This is a genomic window from Siccirubricoccus soli (assembly GCF_024178315.1).
GTDB lineage: Bacteria > Pseudomonadota > Alphaproteobacteria > Acetobacterales > Acetobacteraceae > Siccirubricoccus > Siccirubricoccus soli.
In genome coordinates, this window is the sequence record NZ_JAMZIK010000160.1 from 1 (window position 1) to 24,212 (window position 24,212).

A 24,212-nucleotide genomic window follows, 5' to 3' on the forward strand; every position below is an offset into this window, starting at 1 on the left:
GGTCGTTGCGGCCCAGTCTTGGCGAGACGCGCCGCCCCGGCAAGGGCTGGACCGCGCCACGGAGCAGCGTAGTCTGCGCATCATGACGACCCCGCCCGAGACCCCGAGCTTCCGCCTGGATGGCCGCCGCGCCCTGGTGACCGGCGCCGGCCGCGGCATCGGCCTCGCCGCCGCCGCGGCGCTGGCCGGGGCCGGGGCCGCCGTGACGCTGGCCGCCCGCAGCGCGGCCGAGATCGAGGCCGCCGCCGCGGCGATCCGCGACGCGGGCGGGCAGGCGGACGCTTTGGTGCTGGACGTGGCCGATGTGCCGGCGGTGCAGGCCGCGATCGCCGCCCGCCCCGCCTACCACGCCTTCGTCAACAATGCCGGCACCAACCGCCCGGCGCGGTTCCAGGATGTCACCGTCGAGGATTACGACGCGGTGATGGCGCTGAACCTGCGCGGCTGCTTCTTCGCCGCCCAGGCGGTGGTGCGGCGGATGATGGCGGAAAGGGTGCGGGGGAGCATCATCAACATCTCCTCCCAGATGGGCCATGTCGGCGGGCCGAATCGCGGCGTCTACTGCGCCAGCAAATGGGCGATGGAGGGCTGGACCAAGGCCATGGCCATCGATCTGGCGCCGCATGGCATCCGGGCCAACACCATCGGCCCCACCTTCATCGAGACGCCGCTGACCAAGCCCTTCTTCGAGAAGCCGGAATTCAAGGACTGGGTGCTGTCCAAGATCAAGCTGGGGCGGATCGGCCAGGTGCAGGATCTGATGGGGGCGGTGGTCTTCCTCGCCTCCGACGCCTCGGCGCTGATGACCGGCTCCGCCATGCTGGTGGATGGCGGCTGGACCGCGGAATGAGAGAGGAGAGGGCAGGGTGGCACGCTGGCTGAAGACGAGCATCCCCGCCGCCGACAAGGCGGAGGCGGATGCGAAGGTGCGGGCCACGGTCGAAGGGCTGCTGGCCGATATCGCGCAGCGCGGCGATGCGGCGGTGCGCGAGATGTCGGTGAAGTTCGACAAATGGGACCGTGCCGATTACCGGCTGACGGATGCGGAGATCAAGGCCTGCCTGGACCAGCTCACCGGCCAGGATCTGGAGGATATCCGTTTCGCCCAGGCCCAGGTGCGCAATTTCGCCGAGAAGCAGAAGGCGGCGCTGCAGGACATCGAGGTGGAGACGCTGCCCGGGGTGGTGCTGGGGCACAAGAGCATCCCGGTGAACTCGGTCGGCTGCTACGTGCCGGGGGGCAAGTATCCGCTGCTCGCCTCGGCACATATGTCCGTGGTGACGGCGAAGGTCGCGGGTGTGCCGCGCATCGTCACCTGCGCCCCGCCCTTCGAGGGCAAGCCGGCCCCGGCCATCGTCGCGGCGCAGCACCTGGCCGGGGCGGATGTCATCTACTGCCTCGGCGGTGTCCAGGCGGTGGGCGCCATGGCGCTGGGCACCGAGAGCATCGCGCCGGTCGACATGCTGGTCGGCCCCGGCAATGCCTTCGTGGCGGAGGCCAAGCGGCAGCTCTATGGCCGCGTCGGCATCGACCTCTTCGCTGGCCCGACCGAGACGCTGGTCATCGCCGATGAGACGGTGGATGCCGAGATGTGCGCCACCGACCTGCTCGGCCAGGCGGAGCATGGGCCCACCAGCCCCGCCATCCTGCTGACGGATTCGGAGAAGCTGGCGCGGGAGACGATGGCGGAGGTGGAGCGGCTGCTGACCATCCTGCCCACCGCCGGCATCGCCCGGCAGAGCTGGCGCGACTATGGCGAGGTGATCCTCTGCGACAGCCTGGAGGAGATGGTGAAGGAGGCCGACCGCATCGCCTCCGAGCATGTCCAGGTGATGACGCGGGATGACGACTACTTCCTGAAGAACATGACCAATTACGGCGCGCTCTTCCTCGGGCCGCGCACCAATGTCTCCTATGGCGACAAGGTCATCGGCACCAACCACACCCTGCCGACTCTGAAGGCGGCGCGCTACACCGGCGGGCTGTGGGTGGGGAAGTTCCTCAAGACCGTCACCTACCAGCGCGTGCTGACCGACGAGGCCAGCGCCTCGATCGGCGAAATCTGTTCCCGCCTCTGCATGCTGGAAGGCTTCGCCGGCCATGCCGAGCAGGCCAATATCCGCGTCCGCCGCTATGGCGGCCGCAACATCCCCTACGCCACCGCGGCGGAGAAACGCTGAATGCTCCTCGACCTGCTGTTCCGCGATGCCAGGCTGCCGGATGGCGCGGCCGCCGATGTCGGCGTGAAGGAAGGCCGCATCGCGACCATCGGCCACCGCCTGGTGGCGGAGGCGGCGGAGGTGGTGGAATGCGGTGGCCGGCTGCTCTCTCCCGGCTTCGTCGAGACGCATATCCATCTCGACAAGACCTGCACCATCGACCGCTGCGCCTGCGAGACCGGCCGCTTCCCGCACCACGCGATGGAGCGCACCAGCGCCATCAAGCACACCTTCACGGTCGAGGACGTGAACGCTCGCGCCCGGCGGACGCTGGAGAAATGCATCAGCCACGGCACCACGCTGATGCGCACCCATGCGGAGGTCGATCCCAAGGTCGGGCTGCGCGGCTTCGAGGGGGTGAAGGCGCTGGTCGAGGCTTATAAATGGGCCATCGACATCGAGATCTGCGTCATGCCGCAGGAAGGCATGCTGAACAATCCCGGCACCGAGGAGCTGATGGTGGCGGCGCTGCGCAACGGCGCCCGCGTCATCGGCGCCGCGCCGACCTATGACAGCGACCCGGCCGGGCAGGTCCGCCGGGTGTTCGAGCTGGCGCGGGAATTCGACGTCGATATCGACATGCATGTCGATAGCGGCTCCTCCGCCCAGCATCTGGATACGCGGCTGGTCTGCGAGCTGACGGAGAAGTACGGCTGGGGCGGCCGCGTCGCCTGCGGCCATCTGACGAAACTCTCCGTCATGCCGCTGCCGGAGCTGGATGAGATGGCGAAGCGCATGGCCGATGCCGGCGTGGCGCTGACCGTCCTGCCCTCGACCGACCTCTATCTCGGCGGCCGGGACAAGGACCACCGGATCGAGCGCAGCGTGGCGGATGCCAACCGGCTGCACCGCATGGGCGTCACCTGCTCCATCTCCTCCAACAACATCCTGAACGCCTTCACCCCGCTGGGCGACGGGCAGCTCATCCGCCAGGCCAACCTCTATGCCAACGTCGTCCAGCACGCGATGCGGGACGATCTCCGCGACACCTGGGCGATGTTCACCAGCAATTCGGCGAAGCTGATGCGGCGCACGGAGTACGGCATCGCGGTGGGCAACCCGGCGGATCTGGTGCTGGTGGATGCGCCGGACACGGTTGCAGCCATCCGCGAGGTCGCGCCGGTGCTGGCCGGCTTCAAGCGCGGCCGGCGGAGCTTCACGCGTACGCCGGTGGTGCTACACAGGCCCGGCTGACAAGGAACACGTCCATGGCCCCAGGCCCCGACACCCCGCTGCCCGCATCCTCTTCGCGGGAGGGCTGACCGGATGAGCAGCGTCACCGATCGCCGGCTGCGCTTCCGCCAGGTGCTGGCCGGCAATGTCTGTGTGCATCCCGGCTCGGTCTATGACCCGATGTCGGCCCGCATCGCCGAGGAGCTGGGCTTCGAGGTCGGCATGTATGCCGGCTCCACCGCCTCCCTCACCGTGCTCGGTGCGCCGGATCTGATCCTGCTGACCCTCAGCGAGTTCGCCGACCAGGCGCGCCGCATCTGCCGCGCGGCGAAGACCCTGCCGGTGCTGGTGGATGCCGACCACGGCTATGGCAATGCGCTGAACGCCATGCGTGCGGTGGAGGAGCTGGAGACCGCCGGCATCGCCGCCATGACGCTGGAGGATACGGTGCTGCCGCGCCCCTTCGGCGACGGCAAGGTGACGCTGATCAGCCTGGAGGAGGGCCTGGGCAAGGTGCGCGCGTCGCTGGCGGCGCGGGACGATCCCAGCTTCTGCATCGTCGCCCGCAGCGGCGTCGTCGCGGTGAACGGTATCGAGGACGCGGTGGCCCGCACCAAGGCCTATACCGAAAGCGGCGCCGATGCCCTGTTCTACACCGGCATCCGCACCCGGGCGGAGCTGGATGCGGTTTCCGCCGTCGCCACCCTGCCCATCATCCTGGGCGGCGTCGACACGCCGGAGCTGAACGACAGATCCTACCTCGCCGCCCGCGGCGTGCGCATCGCCCTGCAGGGCCACCAGCCGATCCAGGCAGCGCAGCGCGCGGTGTACGAGACACTGAAGGCGCTGCGGGAGGGGGTGGCGCCGCGCGACCTGACGCTGGTGCCGAAGGACGATTTGATGGCACGCGTGACCCGCGACGCCGACTACAAGCGCTGGACGCGCGACTATCTGGAGGGATCCAAGTGATGAGCACCGACGCCGAAAGCCCCTTCCAGACGCTGCATGAATTCGTCAAGGAAGCGAAGTCCCGTCTCAGCCCCGGCAATTGGGACTACCTGGTCGGCGCCACGGAGACCGAGACGACGATGCTGCGCAACCGCGCGGCGATCGACGCCCTGGCCTTCCGGCCGCGGGTGCTGCGCGACGTCTCCTCCATCGACCTCTCCGGCCGTTTCCTCGGGCGGAGGATCACCCTCCCGGTGATGCTGGCGCCGGTCGGCGGCCTCGAGAATTTCGACCCCGAGGGTGGTGCGCCGGCGGCGCGCGCGGCGGCGGCCTATGGTGTGCCCATCATGGTCTCCTCGGTCTCCATGCCGGGGCTGGAGCCGATGGCGCAAGCGGGGAAGGGGCCGAAGGTCTTCCAGCTCTATGTCCGCGGCGACGGCGACTGGATCGACGAGATCGGCAAGCGCGCCATCGATGCCGGCTACGACGCCTTCTGCTTCACCGTGGACACCGCCATCTACAGCCGGCGGGAACGCGACATCGCCAAGCGCTTCGTCAAGCCCTGGCGCGTCCGCGCCACCGGCCAGCATTTCCAGGCGGCGCTGAACTGGGACGACATCAAGCGCTTCAAGGACCGCTTCCCCAACATCCCGGTGGTGCTGAAGGGCATCGCCACGGCCGAGGATGCCTTGCTCGCGGTCGAGCATGGCGTCGAGGTGGTCTATGTCTCCAACCATGGCGGGCGGCAGCTCGACCATGGGCGCGGTGCCATCGCCGTGCTGCCGGAGGTGGTGAAGGCGGTGAACGGCCGCGCCAAGGTCTGGGTGGATGGCGGCTTCAGCCGCGGCACGGATGTGGTGAAGGCCATCATCCTGGGCGCCGAGCTGGTCGGCCTCGGCCGGCTCTACTGCTACGCCCTGGCGGCGGCGGGGGAAGCTGGCGTCGCCCGCATGCTGGAACTCCTGGCGACCGAGGTACACGAAGTGCTGGGGCTGCTCGGCGTGACCAGCTTCGGCCAGCTCGACGGTAGCTACCTGCATCCGGTGGAGCCGCTCGTCACGCCGCATGTCCACAGTGCATTTCCGCTGACGAACCTCAGCGATCCGGGTTATCGCTGAACCGGACGCGGCGGGGCTCAGACCCCCGCCGCGTAGCCATCCCGCTGCGGGTCGGCGCCGCCTTCCGGCATGCCCTCCCACAGCGAGATCCCGTGCACGCCGGCGAAGGCATAGCTCTGGTAGCTGCGCTTCGTTGCATAGCCCATGGCTTGCAGCGCCTTCTCCGTCGCGCGCGGGATGCGGTTGGATAGGTCGATGGTCTCGCTGGTGGCGGAGAAACGCGGCGCCATCACCGCCTCCTGCATCCCCATGCCCCAGTCCAGTAGGTTCAGCAGCACCTGCGCCACCGCGACCGTGATCCAGGCGCCGCCCGGCGCGCCGAGCGTCGCCACCGGCCTGTCCCCGTCCAGCACGATGCTCGGCGTCATCGAGGAATAGCGGCGCTTGCCAGGCGCGATGGAGCCGGCGCGGCCCGGCCGCGGGTCCATCCAGTTCATCGCGCCGTTCAGCATGAAGCCGGTGCCCGGCGGGATGAGGCCGGAGGGCACCGCCAGCGTATGGGTCAGCGAGACCACCATCCCCTCGGCATCCACGCAGGAGACATGGGTGGTGTTCGGCGGGTCCGATGTGGCGCGGCTCAGGCTCGCCCGCTCGCCGCGGCGGATGCGCGCGGCGCATTCGTCGGCATAGGCGCCAGAGAGCAGCCTTGCCACCGGCACATCCTGGAAGGCCGGATCGCCGACATGCGCTTCCTTGTCCAGGCCGGCGATCTTCATCGCCTCCGCCACCACCCGGATATAGGCCGGGGTGTTGTGGCCCAGCGCGACCAGATCAAAACGCTCCAGGATGCGCAGCATCTCCCCCACCACCACGCCGCCGGCCGGCGGCTCCGGCAGGGCCAGGGTGAAGCCGCGATAGGGCACCTTCAGCGGCGCGCTGACCGCCGGGCGGAAGCCGGCGAGGTCGGCGGCGCTGATCAGCCCGCCCTTTGCCTCCATGGCGCGGATGATCTCCCGCGCGATCCCGCCCCCGTAGAATTCCGCCGCGCCGCCGCGGGCGATGCGGCCGAGCGTCGCCGCCAGGGCCGGGTTCCGCACCTGCTCCCCCAGCCGCTTCGGCGTGCCGTCCGGCCGCAGATAGAGCGCCCGCCCATCCTCGGTATAGCCGAGCTTCTCCACATAGCTCAGCCGGCCATAGGGGCGCTCGTCCAGGGTGAACATGGCATGGACATGCGGGCGGATGATCCAGCCTTCCTCGGCGAAGCCGATGGCCGCCTCGAACAGGCTGGCCCAGGGCTTGCGGCCCAGCGCTGCATGCGCATCGGCAAAGACGCGCAGCGCGCCGGGCACCGTCACCGCCAGCGGCCCCAGCTCGTTGGCGTAGTTCTTCACCCGGTAGCCGAAGCCGTCGCTGCATTCGCCGAGGAAATCCGCCGCCCACATCTCCGGCCGCGCCGCGGCGGGGCAGGTGCCGAGGCCGTTGATCACCTGATGTGTGCCGCTCCTCGGATCGAAGACCTGCAGGGTGGCGATGCCGCCGATGCCGCACATCATCGGGTCCACCACGCCCTGGGTCAGGGCGCAGGCCAGCGTCGCATCCAGCGCGTTGCCGCCGGCGGCCAGCATGGCGGTGCCGGCCTCCACCGCCTCCGGCTGCGGGGCCACGATCATCGCTTTCGGTACGGGCAGGCGGCGGGCGGGGCGGGGCATGGCGCGTCTCCCTCTTCACGCGCCAGCTTCGCGCCGGCACGATGCCAGGCGCAAGCCTGGAGCCCGCCTGATGCGCATCCTGATCGCCGGCCTTTCGCATGAGACCAACACCTTCTCCCCGGTGCCGACGCCGCGGGAGCGCTTCTGCCGGGATGGCAAGACCCTGCTGGAGGGCAAGGCGGCCCTCGACTTCTTCCGCAACACCGGCACCTGCATCGGCGGCTTCCTGAAGGTGGCGGAGGCGGCGGGAGCGGAGGTGGTGTGTTCCATCGCCGCCCACGCCCCGCCCTCCGGCGCCGTGCAGCGCGCCGCCTATGACGGCTTCTGCGAGCGGATCTGCGCCGATGTGGCCAAGGGCGGCTGGGACGCCATCCTGCTGGACCTGCACGGCGCCATGGTGGTGGAAGGCTTCGAGGATGGCGAGGGCGAGCTGATGCGCCGCATCCGCGCCGTGGATGCGAGGACGCCCATTGCCATATCCTACGACATGCACGCCAATATCTATCCGGACATGGTGGAGCGGGCGACGGTGACGGCCGGCTACCACACCTATCCGCATGTCGATCAGGGCGAGACCGCTGCCCGCGCCGCTGCCGTGCTGCTGCGCGCCATGAAGGGCGAGGTGACGCCCGTCACCGCCTGGGGCCGCGCCCCGATGCTGCCGCATGTCATGGCCCAGGGCACCCATGCCTATCCCAACAAGGAGCTGCAGGCCATGTGCCGGCAGTGGGAGGAGAGCGGCCGCGCCCTGACCGCCAGCCTCTATGTCGGCTTCCCGCATGCGGATATCGAGGGCGCCGGCCTCTCCGCCGTCGTCACCACCGATGGCGACAAATCCGCGGCCGAGGCGATGGTGCAGGAACTGCTGGACTTAGCCTGGAAGGCCCGCGAATCCTTCGTCTTCCGCCCGGAGCCGCTCGGCGAATCCGTGGCCAAGGCGAAGGCCCTGGCGGCCCAGGGCGGCGACCTGCCGGTGGTGATGCTGGACCATTACGACAATTGCGCCAGCGGCGGCACCATGGACACCACGGAGGTGCTGGCGGAAATTCTCCGCCAGGGCCTGACGGATGTCGCCTTCTTCGGCATCTGCGACAAGGCGGCGGTCGAGGCCTGCCTCAAGGCGGGACCGGGCGCCGAGATCACCCTCGACATCGGCGGCAAGCTGCCCATGCCGGCGCTGCCGCAAAGCTCGAAGCCGCTGACCGTCACCGGCACGGTGAAGACCATCTCCTCCGGCACCTTCGTCACCAAGGCCGGGCTCTCGCCGGGCCTCAAGGTCTTCATGGGCCCGACGGTGGTGCTGGACACCGGCACCGTCGAGATCGTGCTGGTGACGCGGCAGATCGAGCCGGTCTCGCCTGACATGTTCCGCATCCTCGGCATCGAGCCGCGCGACAAGAAGGTGCTGGCGATCAAGAGCCGGGTGCATTGGCGCGCCGCGCTGGGCCCGCTGGCGCGGGAGATCGTGGAATGCGCCGGCGTCGGCGTCTGCACCTCGGACTTCAGCCAGCTCAAATTCGAGAAGGTGCGGCGGCCGATCTACCCGCTCGATCCCGGCACCAACGGATAGCGGGCTGCGCCGCAGCATGGCAGGCTGCGGCGGAACACGGGGAAGGGCAGGGCGATGGTGGTGCCGCTGATCGGCTATCTGGACCGGTTTTCCGCAAGGCCGGGGGAGCGGCTGGAGGTGAAGATCTCCTCCCAGCTCGATCGTCCCTTCAAGGCCGAGCTGGTGCGGGTGCGGCACGCCGATCCCAACCCGAACGGCCCGGGGATGAAGCTCATCCCGGTGCCGGCGGAGTGGGCGGGCGAGTACCCCTCCGTCGCCAAGCCGGTGCCGCTCGGCTCTCATGGCTGCGCTGCCGGCCGGCTGGCGCTGGGTGAGGCTTTCACCCTGCTGCTGCGGCTCTCGCCCTGGAAGCTGCGCGGCCCGGATCGGCCGCAGGTGGTGCTGGCCCTGGCCGGCACCGGCCGCAGCCTGACCCTTACCGCCGACAATACTGGCCTCGCTGCCAGCGTGACGCTGGACGGGAAGACCGTGCGCCTTGCCACCGCCGTACCCCTGCTGCACCGCCGCTGGTACGAGGTGGCGGTGACAATCGGCGAGGGACGCGTGACGCTGCGCCAGACGCCGCTGCAACGGAGCTGGGGCGTGGATGAGCGCGCCGCGGCCGAGGCCGCGCTGCCCATGGCCGATTGGTCCGGCGACTACGCCGTCACCCTGGGCGCCGCCCCCGACGCCACCGGGCATTTCAACGGCAGGCTGGAGGACCCGCTGCTGCTGCGCGGCACGCCGCTTGTGACGCTGGACTCGCCCGAGGCGCTGCTCGCCTCCGGCCGCGTCGCCGCCTGGTGGGATTTCTCCCTCGCCCAGGAAGGCGAGGCGGTCCTCGACCGCGGCCCCGCCGCGCTGCATGGTCGCTTCGTCAACCTGCCCACCCGCGCGGTCAAGGGCAGCCGTTGGACCGGTGAGGAGCATGCCTGGCGCCACGCGCCGCGCCACTACGCCGCTGTGCACCTGCATGAGGACGATCTGGAGGATTGCCGCTGGGCCACGGACTTCGTGGTGCCGATCCCGGAGGACATGCCGAGCGGCGTCTATGCCGTGCGCCTGACCTGCGGCGAGCACTGGGACATGATCCCCTTCTTCGTCCTGCCGCCCAAGGGTGTGGCGCGCGCGCCCATCGCCTATCTGGCGAACACCTTCACCTGTCAGGTCTACGCCAACTACGCCCGGCCGGAATTCCCGGAGACGCAATTGGCCAAGCGCGCCGCCTGGGGCGCCTACCCCTATTGCGGCAACCTGGTGCGCGACTACGGGCTCTCCACCTACAACAACCATCCGGATGGCAGCGGCATCTCGCTCTCCTCCCGCCTCCGCCCCATCATGAACATGCGGCCCGGCTTCCTGGCGGTGCCGGATGACAAGGGTTCCGGCCTTCGCCACCTGCCGGCCGACAGCCACCTGACCGACTGGCTGGAGGAGAAGGGCTTCGCCTACGACGTCATCACGGATGAGGATCTGGACAATGAGGGCTTCGAGCTGCTCTCGCGCTACAAGGTCGTCGTCACCGGCTCGCATCCGGAATACCACACGCCGGGCACGCTGGATGCGCTGCAGGAATTCGTGAACCGCGGCGGGCGGCTGGCCTATCTCGGCGGCAACGGTTTCTACTGGAAGGTGGCGCGGCGGCAGGACCGGCCGCATCTGCTGGAGATCCGCCGCGCCGAGGGCGGCATCCGCGCCTGGGCGGCGGAGACGGGCGAGTACTACAACCAGCTTGACGGCACGCTCGGCGGGCTCTGGCGCCGCAACGGCCGTCCGCCGCAGCTCCTCGCCGGCGTCGGCTTCAGCGGCCAGGGGAAGTTCGAGGGCAGCCACTACCGCGCGACGGAGGGCATCACCGACCCCCGCGCCGCCTGGATCTTCGAAGGCACGGGGGTGAAGCCCGGCGAGGAATTCGGCGGCTTCGGCCTGTCCGGCGGCGGCGCCGCGGGGTTCGAGCTGGACCGCGCCGACCCGCTGCTGGGCACCCCGCCCAACGCCCTCATCCTGGCGCGGAGCGAGGCGCATCAGGAGCATTTCGTGACGGTGCCGGAGGAGCTGCTGACCCATCTGACCACCGTCACCGGCGAGACGCCGGAGGCGCTGATCCGCGCCGAGATCGTCTATTTCGAGACGACGGGCGGCGGCGCCGTCTTCTCCACCGGCTCCATCACCTTCTGCGGGAGCCTTTCGCATGACGGCTACGTTAACCCGGTATCCCGCATCCTCGAGAACGTCCTGACCCGGTTCCAGGCATGACCCAGATGGCAGACAGCCCCAAGACCACCCGCCGCCAGGATTACACGCCGCCCGCCTTCCTGGTGGATACGGTCGAGCTGGCTTTCGAGCTCGACCCCAAGGCGACGCTGGTGCGGTCCCGCTTGGCGCTGCGGCGCAACCCGGCCGCGCCGCAGGACGCCAAGCTGCGGCTGGATGGCGAGGCGCTGGAGCTGCTGGAGGCGAAGCTGGATGGCGCGGCCCTGCCCGCCGGCCGCTACAGCCTGGGCGAGGATGGCTCCCTCACCATCTTGGACCCGCCCCAATCCGGCACGCTGGAGACCACGGTTCGCATCGTGCCGGAGAAGAACACCTTGCTCTCCGGCCTCTATACCTCGGGCGGCAACTTCTACACCCAGTGCGAGGCGGAGGGCTTCCGCCGCATCACCTTCTTCCCGGACCGGCCGGATGTCATGTCCCGCTACACGGTCACCATCACCGCCGACCGCACCCTCTGCCCGGTCATGCTCTCCAACGGCAATTCGGACGGATCTGGCCATGCCGAGGGCAACCGCCACTGGGTCCGCTGGGTCGATCCGCATCCGAAGCCGAGCTACCTCTTCGCCCTGGTCGCCGGCGACCTGATCAATGTCCATGACCAGTTCACGACGAAATCCGGCCGGCTTGTCTCGCTGAACATCTGGGTCCGCCGCGGCGATGAGGACCGCTGCGGCCACGCCATGGACAGCCTCAAGCGCTCCATGAAATGGGACGAGGATGTCTTCGGCCTGGAATACGACCTCGACATCTTCAACATCGCCGCCGTCTCCGACTTCAACATGGGGGCGATGGAGAACAAGGGCCTCAACGTCTTCAACACCAAATACGTGCTGGCCCAGCCAGAGACGGCGACGGATGGCGACTACCAGGGCATCGAGACCGTCATCGCCCATGAGTATTTCCACAATTGGACCGGCAACCGCGTCACCTGCCGGGACTGGTTCCAGCTTTCCCTGAAGGAGGGGTTGACGGTCTTCCGCGACCAGGAATTCTCAGCCGACCAGGGCAGCCGCGCGGTGAAGCGCATCCGCGACGTGCGTGGCCTGCGCGCGGCGCAATTCCCGGAGGATGCCGGCCCCATGGCCCATCCGGTGCGGCCGGACAGCTATATCGACATCGATAATTTCTACACCCCGACCGTCTACCAGAAGGGCGCGGAGGTGGTGCGGCTGCTGCATACCCGCCTGGGTGCGGAGGCGTTCCGCCGCGGCATGGACCTCTACATCTCTCGCAACGACAACCAGGCGGTGACGATCGAGGATTTCGTCGGCGCCATGCAGGAGGCATCGGGCGTCGATCTCAGCCACCACCTGCACTGGTACGACCAGGCCGGCACGCCGGAAGTGACGGCGGAGGACAGCTACGACCCCGCCACGCGCCGCTACACCCTGACGCTCCGTCAGCACACCCCGCCGACGCCGGGCCAGGCGGAGAAGGGCCCGCTGCCCATCCCGGTCGCGATGGGGCTGCTCGGCGCCGATGGGGCGGAACTGCCGACCCGCCTTGCCGGCGAGAACAGCGCGCAGAAGGGCACGCGGCTGCTGCTGCTGGACCAGGCGGAGCAACGCTTCACCTTCGAGGATGTGCCGGCGCCGCCCGTGCCCTCCCTGCTGCGCGGCTTCTCCGCCCCCGTCCGGCTGAAGGGCGTGCCGCAGGCGCGGCTGCGCTTCCTCGCGGTGCACGACACCGACCCCTTCGTGCGCTGGGACAGCGGCCAGCAATACGCCGCCGCCTTCATGCTGGAACAGGTGGCGCGGGTGCAGCGCGGCGAGGCCCCAGGCTTCGACCCCGCTCTGGCCGAGGCGGTCGCGAACACGCTGGACGGCGCCGGTGCCGACCCCGCCTTCGCCGCGGAAGCACTGGTGCTGCCTGGCGAGGGGTTCCTCGCCGACCAGATGCAGGTGGCGGACCCCGTCGCCATCCATCAGGTGCGCCAGGCCATGCGGCGGGAGATCGGCACCGCCTGCGCCGCGAAGCTGCGCGCCACCTATGAGGCGCTGACCGACACCGGCCCCTATCGCATCGACGGCCACAGCATCGGCCGCCGTGCCCTGCGCAATGCCTGCCTCGCCTACCTGACCGCGGCGGGGGACACCGCGCTGGCCGCGGCGCAGTACGATGCGGCGACCAACATGACGGACCAGCTTGCCGCCCTTTCCCTGCTGGCCGATACCGACAGCCCGGCACGGGAGAAGGCACTCGCCGCCTTCCACGCGAAGTGGCGTGGCGACGACCTGGTGCTGGACAAATGGTTCTCCATCCAGGCCATGTCCTCGCGTCCCGACACGCTGGCGGCGGTGCAGGCGCTCTACGCGCATCCGGATTTCGACCTGAAGAACCCGAACCGGGCACGCGCCTTGATCGGCGCCTTCGCCGCCGGCAACCCACTGCATTTTCACGATGCGGGTGGGGCAGGGTACCGCTTCCTTGCCGATGCGGTGATCGCGCTCGACCCCATCAACGGCCAGGTGGCGGCGCGGTTGATCGGGCCGCTCGGCCTCTGGCGGCGGCAGTCGGAGGCGCGCGGCGCGCTGATGCGGAAGGAGCTGGAGCGGGTGCTGGCGGCGCCCAATCTCAGCAAGGGGACTTTCGAGAAGGCATCGAAGGCGCTCGCCTAGCTCGAGGAGGGCTCTGCCCTCCTCGAGCTCCACCCACCAAAGGCCGAAGGGCCTTTGGAAACCAGAGGTCCGGGACGAAGCAGGTTCAGCGTGTTGCCGCGGTTACGGCGTCCAGGACCTCGTCCATGGCCTTCTGGAAGCCGGGGCCGTCCAGGTAGCCATCGCCTTCGCCGGCGCGTTCCACGAAGGCCTGCCAGCTTGGCTTCGCCATGGCGGCGCGGAAGCGGTCATGCAGATAGGTCACCGCGGCGTCTGGCGTGCTGGCCGGCACCACCCAGCCCTTCATGTTCTCCAGCGCCATCTCCAGCCCCAGCTCCGCCAGGGTCGGCACCTCCGGGAAGGCCGGCGCCCGCTCGGCGGAGCAGCAGGCCAGCACGCGCAGCAGCCCGCCATCGGTCAGGCCGCGGAATTCCTCCGGGCTCGCCACCATCAGGTCCACCTGGCCCGCCGCTACCGCCTGCAGCCCCGGCGCGCCGCCGTTGAAGGGCACGTGCAGCAGCTCCACCCCGGCCCGCTTCTCCAGCACGGCGAAGACGGCGTGGTAGATGGAGCCGATGCCGGAGCTGCCATGGCTCACCGCCTGCGGCCTCGCCCGCGCCGCCAGCAGCGCCTCCCGCATCGTCCGGTAGGGGCCATCCGCTTTCGCCAGGATGAACATGCGCTGCCGCAGCAGCCGCATCACCGCGCGGAAGCTGGTGCGGGCGTCATAGGGCAGGGCGCGGAAGGCGGGGATGCTGGTGCTCTCGCTGCCTCCGCCCATCAGCAGCGTGTGGCCGTCGCCCGGCAGCCCAGCCACATATTGCGCCGCGATGGTCCCGCCGGCGCCCGGCCGGTTCGTCACCACCAGGGGCTGGGGAAACATCGGCTGCGCCGCTTCCACGATCGCCCGCGCGATCAGATCCGCGCCGCCACCGGGCGCGAAGCCGATGATGCATTGGATGGGCCGTGTCGGCTCCCAGCCCTGGGCCCTGGCACTCGCCGCCGGCAGCGCGACGAGCCCCGCCAGCATCTGACGGCGCTTCGGCATTGGCGCCTCCTCCCTGTCCTTGCCGCCAGCTTGGCCGAGGCGCAGAGCTGACGCTAGTGTTCAGTGCCCGCATGCCGGGCCCGCCGGACGCAAGCAGCCCGCCGCAGCGAAGCGGTGGCGAAGGAGGAAACCGCCATGCGAATACGCCACCTGCTGCTGTTGCCGCTGCTTGCCCTGCCGGCCCGTGCGGCGGAGCTGGACCCGCGCGCCATCGCCTTCCGCCTGCCGGAGCAGATTCCCTGGGGCCCGGTGACGGCGAATGGCAACCAGCAGGCGGTGCTGGTGGGCGACCCCGCGAAGCCCGGCTTCTACGCCGTGATGCTGCGCTGGCTGCCCGGCCATATGAGCCGTCCGCATTTCCACCCAAATGACCGCTTCATCACCGTGCTCTCCGGCACCTGGTGGATGGGCGCCGGCCCCGAATTCAAGCCGGGGGACACCGTGCCCGTGCCGGCCGGCAGCTTCGTCACCCATTTTGCCCGCGGCGTGCATTACGACGGCGCGAAGGAGGAACCCACCATGTTGCTGATTGTCGGCGAAGGCCCCGCCACCTCCACCCCGGCGGAGCGGCGCTGAGCATGGAGCAGGCTTCTATCGCGGCGCGCTTTCGCGGCCCGGATGGCATCGGCAATGGTGGCTATGTCGCCGGACTGATGGCGGAGCGGCTCGGCACCCAGCCGGCCGAGGTGACGCTGCGCCGCGGCTGGCCGCTGGACCGGACGCTCGAGATCCGGCGCGAGGCCGGGCTGGTGCGTGCGGTGGATGCCGGGGGCGCCACCATCGCCGAGGCACGGCCCGTCGATCTCGACCTCGCCCCGCCACCGCCGCCGAGCCTCGCGGAAGCCCGCGCCGCCACGCGCTGGTTCCTTGATGGCCCTTTCACCCATTCCATCGGCCGCTGCTTCGTCTGCGGCTCCGCCTGGGAGGAGGGCGTGGGGCTGCGCGTCTTCACCGGCCAGGTTCCCGGCCGCCCCGGCATCGCCGCCGCCGCCTGGACGCCGCATGCCGCCTTCGCCGGGGCGGATGGCCAGGTGGCGCCGATCTATCTCTGGTCCGCGCTGGACTGCGCCGGCTCCTTCGCCTTCACCGTAGGCGAGGCGCCGCAGCGCATGCTGCTGGGCCGCATCGCCGCCCGGCTGCTGGCGCCGGTCGCGCCGGGGGAGGAATGCATCGTCCTCGGCTGGCAGCTCGAGCGGGAGGGGCGGAAGCTCTCCGCCGGCACTGCCATCTTCGGCGCCGATGGCGGGCTGCGCGGGATTGCAAAGGCCCTTTGGGTGACGCCGCCTATTGTGGCAAGCTAGTTGCTTAAACCGGCGACGGACGCGACAGCTTGAAAGGACCGCAAGGGCCATGCCGAAATTGCTGACCGAGGCGCAGCTCGAAGCCTATCGCCGGGACGGCTACGTCACCCCCTTCCGCGCCGTCTCCGCGGCCGAGGCGGAGCGCTGGCGGCAGGAGATGGCACGCACCACCACGGCCTTCGACCTCGCCTATCCGAAGCCGCCCGGGCAGCGGCAATCCTCCTCCCGCGTCAAGCCCTACCTGCTGTTCCGCTGGGCGGCGGAGATGGTGCGCCACCCCGCCGTGCTGGATGCGGTGGAGGATGTGATCGGACCGGACATCCTCGTCTACCACACTACGCTGTGGTGGAAGGAGGCCGGGACGGACGGCTTCGTTCCCTGGCACCAGGACGGCACCTATTTCGGCCTGGCGCCGCATGAGCATGTGACCGCCTGGGTGGCGCTGACGCCGAGCACCGAGGACAGCGGCTGCGTCACCATGCTGCCCGGCAGCCACAAGCACGGCCAGCTCCCGCATACGGACCGCTCGGACCCCGGCATCATGCTCAGCCGCGGCCAGACGGTGAAGGCAGAGATCGACGCCAGCCAATGCGTGCCCATCCCGCTGCAGCCCGGCGAATTCTCGCTGCACGACACCATGGTGCTGCACGCCTCCTCACCCAACCGGTCCAAGATGGACCGCATCGGGCTCGGCATCAGCTACATCCCGGCGCGCTGCTACCACACCGGGCCGACGCGGCTTTCCGCCACGCTGGTGCGGGGCGAGAACCGCTTCGACCATTTCGACCTGGAGCCGGCGCCGCAGGCGGATTTCGACGCCGCGGCCGTTGTCGCGCACCGGGACAGCGTCGGCCGCTTCTTCCGCGCCAGCCAGCTCATGCCGGAGATGTCGCTGGTGCACTAAATCCCCACGATGTCGCTGCGCGCCATCCTGAGGGCCGGAGGTGTTGCTGGACGGTCGGCACCTCGCACAGCCTGCCGTGGCGAAGCCAAAGCAGGGCAACGGGCAACGCGGGTGATGGCGGACGTCTTGCTTACTGCCGCCGGTGAAGGCGCCTTCCGGCGCCTTCGACACCGTCGAAGGCGACCATTCGCGAGGGCCATGGGGTGGTTAGCGTGTCAGGAATGCCGCGAAGCGGCACCGCGCTTCGGGCGGTTGCGTCCTTGACACGCAAACCACCCCGTGGCTGGGGCCTGAGGTGCGCTCGACGGTGTCGGGCGCGTATGAGCGCGCCCGTTCCCACCGAGGGGGTTGCTAGAGCAGATCGCCGTAGGGCGGCATCCCCCGAAGGCCTGAATCTGCTCTGCAAACAAAGGCATACAGCGTTTTTCGGTGAACGCATGTAAACCGAAAACGCTCTAGAGCATGCTGCGTGCGCTTGCGCTCACGCAGCATGCTCTAGGCCGTTGTTTTGCGAGCATCTCACGCGTTCAGATGATTCCATCTGAACGCGATCTGCTCTAAAGCGGCGGCGTGAAACCCGCGGCGCGGCGCAGGACGTAATCCTTGAGCTGCGGCAGGTCACGCGAGGGCGGCAGCTCCGGCCGCCCGAGATACCAGCCGATCTGCGCCATGTCGCGGATGAGCTGGAACATCGGCAGCAGCGCCGCATCCGCCTCGGCCAGGGGCCGCACGCTCCGGTAGCCCGCCAGCACCGCCTCCCGCAGCGCCGCCGCCTGCGGGTGCAGCTGGTAGTCGATCAGCGCCACGGCGAGGTCATAGAGATGCCAGCCATACCCGGCGTCGTCGAAATCGATCACCGCGACGCGCGTACCATCCACCAGCACGTTGCGCGGATGCAGATCGGCATGGATCAGGCTGAACCGCTCCGGCGCCTCGCCATAGCGGGTCAGCACGCCGTGCAGCGCGTCGCGCGTTGCCAGCATCAACCGGCGCTCCGCGGCGGAGAAGATCGGGTGGTCCCAGAAAGGGCCCCAGAAGGGCGTCTCGCCCATCAGCCCCTCCGCGTCCAGCCGGTGACGCCGGAAGCCCGCCGGCGGCGCCCAGCCCGTCGCCTGGTTGTGCATGGCGGCGATCAGCGCGCCCAGTCCGCGGAAGCGCGCAAGATTCGCCGCGGCATCACCCTCCCGCGCCACCACCTCCGCCAGCAGCTCGCCCTCCACCCAGCGGGCGAGGCCGGCCCAGCGCTGCTCGCGCGTCGCCGCGATCTCCACCTGGGCGAAGGCCTCGCCCGCGAGCGTCGCCAGCGGCTCCGGCGTTGCCACCCCCGCCTGCACCAGGGCCCGGGTCCAGAGATGCTCGGAGCGCAGCTCCTCGAGGGCGTGGTAGGTGGGGCGGTGGAGCCGCAGCACCAGCTTCGCCCCGTCCCGCGCATCCACCGCCAGGAAGGTGGCGTTCTCGCTGAGGCGGACGAAGCGCAGCTCCGCCGGCATCACCCCGAAGGCGGCCAGCGCCTGCCGCGCCGCCGGCAGGTAGGCCGCCGCCGCGCTCATGCGGCGAGTTCGGCGATGGTCTCGTCCCAGGCGCCGAGGAAAGCCTCGGCCTCCGCCATGCCGAAGGGCAGGGGCGGGCGGATCTTCACCACATTGGCGAAGATGCCGGCATTGCTGGTAAGGAAGCCCTTCTCCTTCAGCCGGTTGATCACCGCCTTGGCCAGCTCGACATCCGGGCTGCCATCCGCCGGCCTCACCAGCTCCACGCCGATGAACAGGCCGTGGCCGCGCACATCGCCGATCGCCTCGCTGGCGCCCCGGCGCGCCTGCAGCCCGGCCTTCAGCGCGGCGCCGACGGCGGTGACGTTGCCGCGCAGGTCGCGCTGCTCGATCTCGTCCAGCACCGCCATCCCCACGGCCGCCTGCAAGGGCGAGGCGGCGAAGGTGTTGAAATAGCGCGTCCTTGCCCGGAACCCCTCCACCAGCGCCCGGCTGGCGGCGGTGGCGGCCAGCGGCAGCCCGTTGCCCATCGGCTTGCCGGTGACGACGATGTCCGGGGTGAAGCCCGTCACCTCATAGCCCCACCATTTGCCGGTGCGGGCATAGCCGGCCTGCACTTCATCGGCGATGACCAGGCCCCCTGCCTCCCGCACCATCGCCGCGGCGCGGGCCGCGAAGCCGGCCGGCACGTCCGGCAAGCCCTCATTGGCGAAGATGGAGCAGATCAGCATGGCGGCCACGCCGTCGCCGCTGCGCCGGAGATCCTCGATGGCCTTGCCCAGCTCCGCCAGATAGGCCTCGCAGAGCTGCGCCTCGTTCAGGTTGGGCGCGATCGGACGGTATTTCTCCGGGAAGGGGAAGGCGCGCACCGAGGGGTTGGGGCTGGGCTGGCTGCCCAGCCGCGTCAGGCTGCCCACCAGCTCGCTGTTGCCGTGATAGGTGGCGTTGGTGCAAAGGATGCCGCGCCTGCCGGTCGCGAAGCGCGCCATGCGCAGCGCCACCTCATTCGCCTCCGTGCCGCTGCAGCTCAGGATGACGCTCTCGATCTGCTTCCCGTGCAGCGCCGCCAGTCTTTCGGCGAAGGCGATCGCGCCCTCATGCAGGTAGCGGCTATGGGTGTTCAGCGTCGCCTGCTGCCGCGCCATCGCCTCCACCACCCGGGGGTTGGCGTGGCCGACGCAGGGGACGTTGTTGTACATGTCCACATAGCGCCTTCCCTCGGCGTCGTAGAGATGGACGCCTTCGCCGCGCACCAGGTGCAGCGGGTGCTCGTAGAAGAGCGGGGCGCCGGCGCCGAAGGCGGCATTGCGTCGCGCGAGCAGCTCGGTCATGTCCTCGGTCCCTCCCGGCCGCGGCGTACGGCGCCTTGCGGCAGTGCAGCATAAGCGGCGCGGTTTGCCGGTCAATCGCGGCGCAGTGCCGGCCGGCCTCCCGGTCCGCGCCGGCCAAGCCGGGGCACGACAAGCCGGAAGCTTGCTGATAGCGTGGCGCCAAGGAACAGGGAAAGAATCCCATGGCGATCCAGGCCCTCGGCTATGTCGGCATCGCGGCGAAGACCCTCGAGGATTGGGTGGGCTTCGGCACCAGGCTCCTCGGCCTGCAATTGGCCGAGCGCAGCCCCCACCAGCTCCGCTTCCGCATGGATGACCGCAAGCAGCGCCTGCTGGTGGTGCCGGATGCCAGCGACGGCGCCCGCTTCTTCGGCTGGGAGGTGGCGGACGCCGCCGCCCTCGCCGCCCTGGCGGCGAGGCTAGAGGCTTCCGGCCGCCGCGTGGCGCGGGGCGATGCCGCGCTGGCGGCGCAGCGTCATGTCGCCGGCCTCATCGTCACCCAGGACCCGATGGGCAACCGCCTTGAGATCGTGCATGGCGCGGAGAGCACGCGCGAGCCCTTCCAGCCCGGCCGCTGCCTTAGCGGCTTCCGCACCGGCGCGCTGGGCATGGGGCATGCGGTGCTGAACGTGCCGGACATGGCGCAGGCGCTCAGCTTCTATCGCGACCTGCTGGGCTTCCGCGTCTCCGACTACGTGACCAACCCCTTCCACGCCTATTTCCTGCACGTCAACCCGCGCCATCATTCCCTGGCGCTGATCGAGCGGCCCGGCCCCGGCCTCCATCACATCATGATGGAGCTGTTCAACCTCGACGATGTCGGCCAGGGCTACGATCTGGCGATGCTGGAGGAGGGGCGCGTCGCCACCACCCTCGGCCGCCACACCAACGACTTCATGACCAGCTTCTACGCCACCACACCGGGCAATTTCCTGGTGGAATACGGTTGGGGTGGCCGGGCAGTGGACATGGCGAGCTGGCAGCCGGTGGAGATGACCTCCGGCCCCAGCCTCTGGGGCCATGAGCGCAATTGGGGCAACGCCGAGATGCGCGCCGAGGCGCGGCGCCTGAAGCTGGAGGCCGCGGCGCGTGGCGAGCGCCAGCCGGTCCAGGTGCTGCCCGGCAACCACAGCCTGATCCGCGGCGAATGCGCCTGGTGGGATCAGCTCTCCGCGGCGGCCGAGTGACATGGCGGCGAAGCCTCGGGTCGTCATCCTCGGTGCCGGCATCGGCGGGCTGATCGCGGCGCTCGCCCTGCTGCGCCGCGGCTTCGCCGTTGAGGTGCATGAGCAGGCCCAGGCGCTGCGCGAGGTCGGCGCCGGGGTGCAGATCAGCTCCAACGGCGCCCGGGTGCTGTATGAGCTGGGGGTGGGGGAGGCGGTGGCCGCGGTCTCCTCCGAGACCAGGGGCAAGGAGATCCGTCTCTGGAACACCGGCCAGGCCTGGCCCATCGCCGATGTGCTGGCGGAGGCCAAGGCGCGCTACGGCTACCCCTATTTCACCGTCTATCGCCCGGATCTGCTCGCGGCGCTGGAAGCGGCGGTGCGCGCGGCGGCGCCGCAGGCCATCCATCTGGGCCACAAGGCGGAGGGGTTCGAGGCCACGGCGCAAGGCGTCCGGCTGCGCTTCACCGATGGCGACATGGCCGAGGGCGATGTGCTGGTCGGTGCCGACGGCATCCATTCGGTGGTGCGCCGGCAGCTCTGGGGGGAGGGGGCAGCCCGCTTCACCGGCCTGCTCGCCTGGCGCGGCGTCATCCCCATGGCAAGGCTCCCGGCCCATCTGAACCGGCCGGTCGGCAGCAATTGGGTCGGGCCCGGGCGGCATGTGGTGCACTACCCGCTGCGCTGCGGGGAGCTCATGAATTTCGTCGGCGTGGTGGAAGGCGTGGACTGGCAGGTGGAAAGCTGGACCGCCCGAGGCAGCCAGGCGGAGCTCCACCGCGACTTCGCAGGCTGGCACCCCGACATCCACGCCATGATCGACGCCATCGAGACACCCTTCCGCTGGGCCTTCCTGGCGCGGGACCCGCTGCCGCGCTGGGGGCAGGGGCGCGTCACGCTGCTCGGCGATGCCTGCCACCCGACCCTGCCCTTCATGGCCCAGGGCGCCGTCATGGCCATCGAGGACGGCTTCATCCTCGCCCGCGCCCTGGCGGAGATCCCGGGCCCGGAGGCGGCGCTTGACCGCTATGAGGCGGCGCGGCGGGACCGCACGGCGCGCGTCGTCACCGGCTCCGCCGCCAACACCAAGCGCTTCCACAACCCGGAACTGGCCCATGCCGAAGGCGCGGCCGCCTATGTCGCCCGGGAATTCGCGGTGGAGGCGATGCTGGAGCGGACGGAGTGGCTCTACACCTATGACGTGACACAGGTGGCCCTGTAGTCCCGCAGCGCCCTGCCGGCAGGCGGGGCGGGGTGCCGTTCCAGCCCGCCCTGACGAGTGGGGGTTGTACCCGAACCAAAGAAACTCGCGCAAAACTTGTATGATTCCGGATCGTCCTGCGCCACGCTCGAACGTTGCAATATGAAGACGACTGTCAGAAATTTTTACACATCGGCGTCACTGGCCGCGGCGCCGGATGCAGCGCCCTGAAAATCCAAAAAATCGATCTTAGGCACGCCATTTGCTTCACCCTACTGTGAGGGTCAACCAGGTCCGGCGATGGGCTGGCGGCGTGGTTGACCGAATATCGTTGCAAGAGGGCTGAACGGTGGCGAATTTCACGAAACGCTGCGGAGCATGGATGCGTGGCCTAGCGGTGGCCACGGCGCTGACGGCATGGGCGCAGCCCGGCATGGCCGCACCCCTCCCGACGCTGACCGTCGGCAATTACACCTTCGCCGTCACGGACTGCGCCGTCTGCGGCGGGGTGGGCCTGGAAGCGGTGGGCGGCACCGGCGTGCGGCTCGTGAACACCGAGGCCGGCCAACCGCTGGTCGCGGCGGGCGGCGACCTGACGGTGATGATCGAGATCACCGCGAATATCGGGACGCTGACCAGCATCACCTCCATCGTCACGGGCGACGCGGGCGCCAGCTTCGGGGGCAATGTCTTTGTGCCCGCCGTGGACCCGCCCTACGTCGTGGCGGTTCCCGGCCAGCTTGATGAGAGCAACCCCACCCTCGGCTTCGACCCCACCACGATGGTCGCCATCGAGTTCGACATCAACGCGGTGGGGGGGGAGGTGATGCGCCTCCTCATCACCACCTCGGCCGTGCCGGCGCCCGCGCCCCTCCTCCTGCTGCTGGTCGGCCTGGCCGGTCTGGCCGCGGCGCGCGGCCAGCGCCCGCGGACCCGCCTCGCCTGATCCGGGCGAGGGCCCGCGCGCCCTCGCATCCCCGGCCGCGACCCGATGGAAGCGGTGCCGAGTCCCTCGGCACCGCGTCCGGCGGCTTTGCCTACGACGAAGCCTTCCGACCCCATTTCCCGAGGAACCCGCCCCATGGCGACGAGCTACGCCGACGTCATCGATGACGGCCTGAAATTCAGCAACATCACCGCATCCGAGAGCGTGACCGGCACCGCCAACAGCTTCACCACCGATGCGGTCACCGTCGCCGGCGCGCCCTCCGTCCTTGGCAATGCCATCGCCGGCCTGCGCTGGACCGGCTTCGTCGCCGGCGCCACCGGCCCGGGCTCCAGCTATACCCTGACCCTCGACTACGACATCTCAACGGTGGACCCGGCGCGGGCGCTGAGCGCGATCTCGACCAACTCCTTCATCCCGGACAGCAGCGTCGCCGCCGGCGTGACGGTGAAGCTGAGCGAGGCGGTCTACAGCACCTCAGGCACGCTGCTCGCCCAGAGCACGCTGACCAAGACGCAATCGGCCACCGACACCGCAGACCCGCCGATCGAGACCGGCGATGCCCTGAGCCTGGGCGGCGCCTACAGCTCAGTGCACGTCACCATCACGATCAGCATCTCCATCGCCAGCTCGGCCGCGTCCGGCACCGTGGCCAGCTTCAGTTCCATGACCCAGGGCTACACCACGACCGCGGCGAGCCCCGCCGGGCTCGGCGACTTCGTCTTCGAGCATAGCAACGCCAACGGCCTGCAGGATGCGGGCGAGGCCGGCATCGCCGGCGTGACCGTGCAGCTGCTGAACGCCGCCGGCACGGTGGTGGCCACCACCACGACCGCAGCGGATGGCAGCTACGGCTTCACCGGCCAGACCCCCGGCACCTACAGCGTGCATTTCGTCACCCCGGCCGGCTATGTGCCGACCAGCGCCAACCAGGGCGGCGATGATGCGAAGGACAGCGACGCGGTCGGCGGCACCACCCAGCAGGTGACGCTGAGCTCCGGCGAATACAACGGCACGCTGGATGCCGGCTTCTACAAGCCGGCCGGGCTCGGCGACTTCGTCTTCGAGGATAGCAACGCCAACGGCGTGCAGGACGCCGGCGAGGCCGGCATCGCCGGCGTGACGGTGGAGCTGCTGAACGCCGCCGGCACGGTGGTGGCCACCACCACGACCGCAGCGGATGGCAGCTACGGCTTCACCGGCCAGACCCCCGGCACCTACAGCGTGCATTTCGTCACCCCGGCCGGCTATGTGCCGACCAGCGCCAACCAGGGCGGCGATGATGCGAAGGACAGCGACGC

19 protein-coding genes are annotated in these 24,212 nt (G+C 69.8%); 15 read left to right on the plus strand and 4 right to left on the minus strand.

Annotated elements, in window-relative coordinates; all coding sequences use genetic code 11:
* The first annotated feature begins 82 nt into the window (after positions 1 to 82).
* From NJ376_RS22660 to NJ376_RS22680, 5 genes are all read left to right on the plus strand, one after another.
* Positions 83 to 850: an SDR family NAD(P)-dependent oxidoreductase gene (locus tag NJ376_RS22660; RefSeq protein WP_252955579.1), complete on the plus strand. Its 768-nt coding sequence runs from the start codon at positions 83 to 85 to the stop codon at positions 848 to 850.
* A 16-nt stretch (positions 851 to 866) separates the two neighbouring features.
* Positions 867 to 2,180, plus strand: a complete 1,314-nt coding sequence (gene hisD / locus NJ376_RS22665) for a histidinol dehydrogenase (RefSeq protein WP_252955561.1) — start codon at positions 867 to 869, stop codon at positions 2,178 to 2,180.
* On the plus strand, positions 2,181 to 3,413 hold the full coding sequence (locus NJ376_RS22670; RefSeq protein WP_252955562.1) for an amidohydrolase family protein: 1,233 nt from the start codon (positions 2,181 to 2,183) through the stop codon (positions 3,411 to 3,413). It abuts the gene before it with no gap.
* Positions 3,414 to 3,485: 72 nt separating this feature from the next.
* Positions 3,486 to 4,361, plus strand: a complete 876-nt coding sequence (locus NJ376_RS22675) for an isocitrate lyase/PEP mutase family protein (protein ID WP_252955563.1) — start codon at positions 3,486 to 3,488, stop codon at positions 4,359 to 4,361.
* Positions 4,361 to 5,458 (plus strand): alpha-hydroxy acid oxidase, encoded by a 1,098-nt coding sequence (locus tag NJ376_RS22680; RefSeq protein ID WP_252955564.1) that lies wholly within the window; start codon positions 4,361 to 4,363, stop codon positions 5,456 to 5,458. Before NJ376_RS22675 ends, NJ376_RS22680 begins: the two co-directional genes overlap by 1 nt.
* Positions 5,459 to 5,475: 17 nt before the next feature.
* Here the strand turns inward: NJ376_RS22680 and NJ376_RS22685 are convergent, their stop codons facing one another.
* Positions 5,476 to 7,107 (minus strand): gamma-glutamyltransferase family protein, encoded by a 1,632-nt coding sequence (locus NJ376_RS22685; RefSeq protein ID WP_252955565.1) that lies wholly within the window; start codon positions 7,105 to 7,107, stop codon positions 5,476 to 5,478.
* Positions 7,108 to 7,177: 70 nt separating this feature from the next.
* On the opposite strand from NJ376_RS22685, the gene NJ376_RS22690 reads away from it, so the two are divergent.
* The 3 genes from NJ376_RS22690 to pepN are packed head-to-tail and all read left to right on the plus strand — an operon-like array spanning position 7,178 to position 13,548.
* On the plus strand, positions 7,178 to 8,677 hold the full coding sequence (locus NJ376_RS22690; protein ID WP_252955566.1) for a M81 family metallopeptidase: 1,500 nt from the start codon (positions 7,178 to 7,180) through the stop codon (positions 8,675 to 8,677).
* Positions 8,678 to 8,731: 54 nt separating this feature from the next.
* Entirely contained in the window at positions 8,732 to 10,912 is a 2,181-nt protein-coding gene (locus tag NJ376_RS22695) for a N,N-dimethylformamidase beta subunit family domain-containing protein (RefSeq protein ID WP_252955567.1), read from the plus strand.
* Positions 10,913 to 10,917: 5 nt separating this feature from the next.
* Positions 10,918 to 13,548, plus strand: coding sequence for an aminopeptidase N (gene pepN / locus NJ376_RS22700; protein WP_252955568.1), 2,631 nt, complete (start codon positions 10,918 to 10,920; stop codon positions 13,546 to 13,548).
* A gap of 85 nt (positions 13,549 to 13,633) precedes the next feature.
* Here the strand turns inward: pepN and NJ376_RS22705 are convergent, their stop codons facing one another.
* The gene (locus tag NJ376_RS22705) at positions 13,634 to 14,575 is read right to left on the minus strand and encodes a Bug family tripartite tricarboxylate transporter substrate binding protein (RefSeq protein WP_252955569.1); all 942 of its coding nucleotides are present in this window, start codon (positions 14,573 to 14,575) and stop codon (positions 13,634 to 13,636) included.
* A gap of 135 nt (positions 14,576 to 14,710) precedes the next feature.
* Between NJ376_RS22705 and NJ376_RS22710 the strand changes: the two genes are divergently transcribed.
* Genes NJ376_RS22710 through NJ376_RS22720 form a run of 3 tightly spaced genes read left to right on the plus strand, consistent with a single transcriptional unit; the run spans position 14,711 to position 16,780 of the window.
* A complete protein-coding gene (locus NJ376_RS22710; protein ID WP_252955570.1) occupies positions 14,711 to 15,151 on the plus strand; it encodes a cupin domain-containing protein in 441 nt (146 codons plus the stop codon).
* A gap of 2 nt (positions 15,152 to 15,153) precedes the next feature.
* The gene (locus tag NJ376_RS22715; RefSeq protein WP_252955571.1) at positions 15,154 to 15,876 is read left to right on the plus strand and encodes a hypothetical protein; all 723 of its coding nucleotides are present in this window, start codon (positions 15,154 to 15,156) and stop codon (positions 15,874 to 15,876) included.
* 49 nt (positions 15,877 to 15,925) lie between these two features.
* Positions 15,926 to 16,780 carry a phytanoyl-CoA dioxygenase family protein gene (locus tag NJ376_RS22720; protein ID WP_252955572.1) on the plus strand — a complete coding sequence of 285 codons (855 nt, stop codon included), beginning with the start codon at positions 15,926 to 15,928 and terminating at the stop codon, positions 16,778 to 16,780.
* A 557-nt stretch (positions 16,781 to 17,337) separates the two neighbouring features.
* Here NJ376_RS22720 and NJ376_RS22725 read toward each other — a convergent pair.
* Both NJ376_RS22725 and NJ376_RS22730 read right to left on the minus strand, forming a co-directional pair.
* Positions 17,338 to 18,330: a phosphotransferase enzyme family protein gene (locus tag NJ376_RS22725; RefSeq protein ID WP_252955573.1), complete on the minus strand. Its 993-nt coding sequence runs from the start codon at positions 18,328 to 18,330 to the stop codon at positions 17,338 to 17,340.
* Positions 18,327 to 19,601 (minus strand): aspartate aminotransferase family protein, encoded by a 1,275-nt coding sequence (locus NJ376_RS22730; protein WP_252955574.1) that lies wholly within the window; start codon positions 19,599 to 19,601, stop codon positions 18,327 to 18,329. The genes NJ376_RS22725 and NJ376_RS22730 overlap by 4 nt, the downstream gene beginning before the upstream one ends.
* A gap of 182 nt (positions 19,602 to 19,783) precedes the next feature.
* Between NJ376_RS22730 and NJ376_RS22735 the strand changes: the two genes are divergently transcribed.
* From NJ376_RS22735 to NJ376_RS22750, 4 genes are all read left to right on the plus strand, one after another.
* The gene (locus NJ376_RS22735; protein ID WP_252955575.1) at positions 19,784 to 20,788 is read left to right on the plus strand and encodes a VOC family protein; all 1,005 of its coding nucleotides are present in this window, start codon (positions 19,784 to 19,786) and stop codon (positions 20,786 to 20,788) included.
* Between the two features lies 1 nt (position 20,789).
* Positions 20,790 to 21,986, plus strand: coding sequence for an FAD-dependent monooxygenase (locus NJ376_RS22740; protein ID WP_252955576.1), 1,197 nt, complete (start codon positions 20,790 to 20,792; stop codon positions 21,984 to 21,986).
* A 412-nt stretch (positions 21,987 to 22,398) separates the two neighbouring features.
* On the plus strand, positions 22,399 to 22,911 hold the full coding sequence (locus NJ376_RS22745) for a hypothetical protein (protein ID WP_252955577.1): 513 nt from the start codon (positions 22,399 to 22,401) through the stop codon (positions 22,909 to 22,911).
* A 135-nt stretch (positions 22,912 to 23,046) separates the two neighbouring features.
* The coding region (locus tag NJ376_RS22750; RefSeq protein ID WP_252955578.1) for an SdrD B-like domain-containing protein at positions 23,047 to 24,212 on the plus strand (1,166 nt) is incomplete at its 3' end.

Coding starts and splice junctions, on each gene's coding strand:
- NJ376_RS22660 (WP_252955579.1), top strand. CDS start 83: ATGACGACCCCGCCCGAGACCCCGAGCTTCCGCCTGGATGGCCGCCGC.
- NJ376_RS22670 (WP_252955562.1), top strand. CDS start 2,181: ATGCTCCTCGACCTGCTGTTCCGCGATGCCAGGCTGCCGGATGGCGCG.
- NJ376_RS22675 (WP_252955563.1), top strand. CDS start 3,486: ATGAGCAGCGTCACCGATCGCCGGCTGCGCTTCCGCCAGGTGCTGGCC.
- NJ376_RS22680 (WP_252955564.1), top strand. CDS start 4,361: ATGAGCACCGACGCCGAAAGCCCCTTCCAGACGCTGCATGAATTCGTC.
- NJ376_RS22685 (WP_252955565.1), bottom strand. CDS start 7,107: ATGCCCCGCCCCGCCCGCCGCCTGCCCGTACCGAAAGCGATGATCGTG.
- NJ376_RS22690 (WP_252955566.1), top strand. CDS start 7,178: ATGCGCATCCTGATCGCCGGCCTTTCGCATGAGACCAACACCTTCTCC.
- NJ376_RS22695 (WP_252955567.1), top strand. CDS start 8,732: ATGGTGGTGCCGCTGATCGGCTATCTGGACCGGTTTTCCGCAAGGCCG.
- pepN (WP_252955568.1), top strand. CDS start 10,918: ATGGCAGACAGCCCCAAGACCACCCGCCGCCAGGATTACACGCCGCCC.
- NJ376_RS22705 (WP_252955569.1), bottom strand. CDS start 14,575: ATGCCGAAGCGCCGTCAGATGCTGGCGGGGCTCGTCGCGCTGCCGGCG.
- NJ376_RS22710 (WP_252955570.1), top strand. CDS start 14,711: ATGCGAATACGCCACCTGCTGCTGTTGCCGCTGCTTGCCCTGCCGGCC.
- NJ376_RS22715 (WP_252955571.1), top strand. CDS start 15,154: ATGGAGCAGGCTTCTATCGCGGCGCGCTTTCGCGGCCCGGATGGCATC.
- NJ376_RS22720 (WP_252955572.1), top strand. CDS start 15,926: ATGCCGAAATTGCTGACCGAGGCGCAGCTCGAAGCCTATCGCCGGGAC.
- NJ376_RS22725 (WP_252955573.1), bottom strand. CDS start 18,330: ATGAGCGCGGCGGCGGCCTACCTGCCGGCGGCGCGGCAGGCGCTGGCC.
- NJ376_RS22730 (WP_252955574.1), bottom strand. CDS start 19,601: ATGACCGAGCTGCTCGCGCGACGCAATGCCGCCTTCGGCGCCGGCGCC.
- NJ376_RS22735 (WP_252955575.1), top strand. CDS start 19,784: ATGGCGATCCAGGCCCTCGGCTATGTCGGCATCGCGGCGAAGACCCTC.
- NJ376_RS22740 (WP_252955576.1), top strand. CDS start 20,790: ATGGCGGCGAAGCCTCGGGTCGTCATCCTCGGTGCCGGCATCGGCGGG.
- NJ376_RS22745 (WP_252955577.1), top strand. CDS start 22,399: ATGGCCGCACCCCTCCCGACGCTGACCGTCGGCAATTACACCTTCGCC.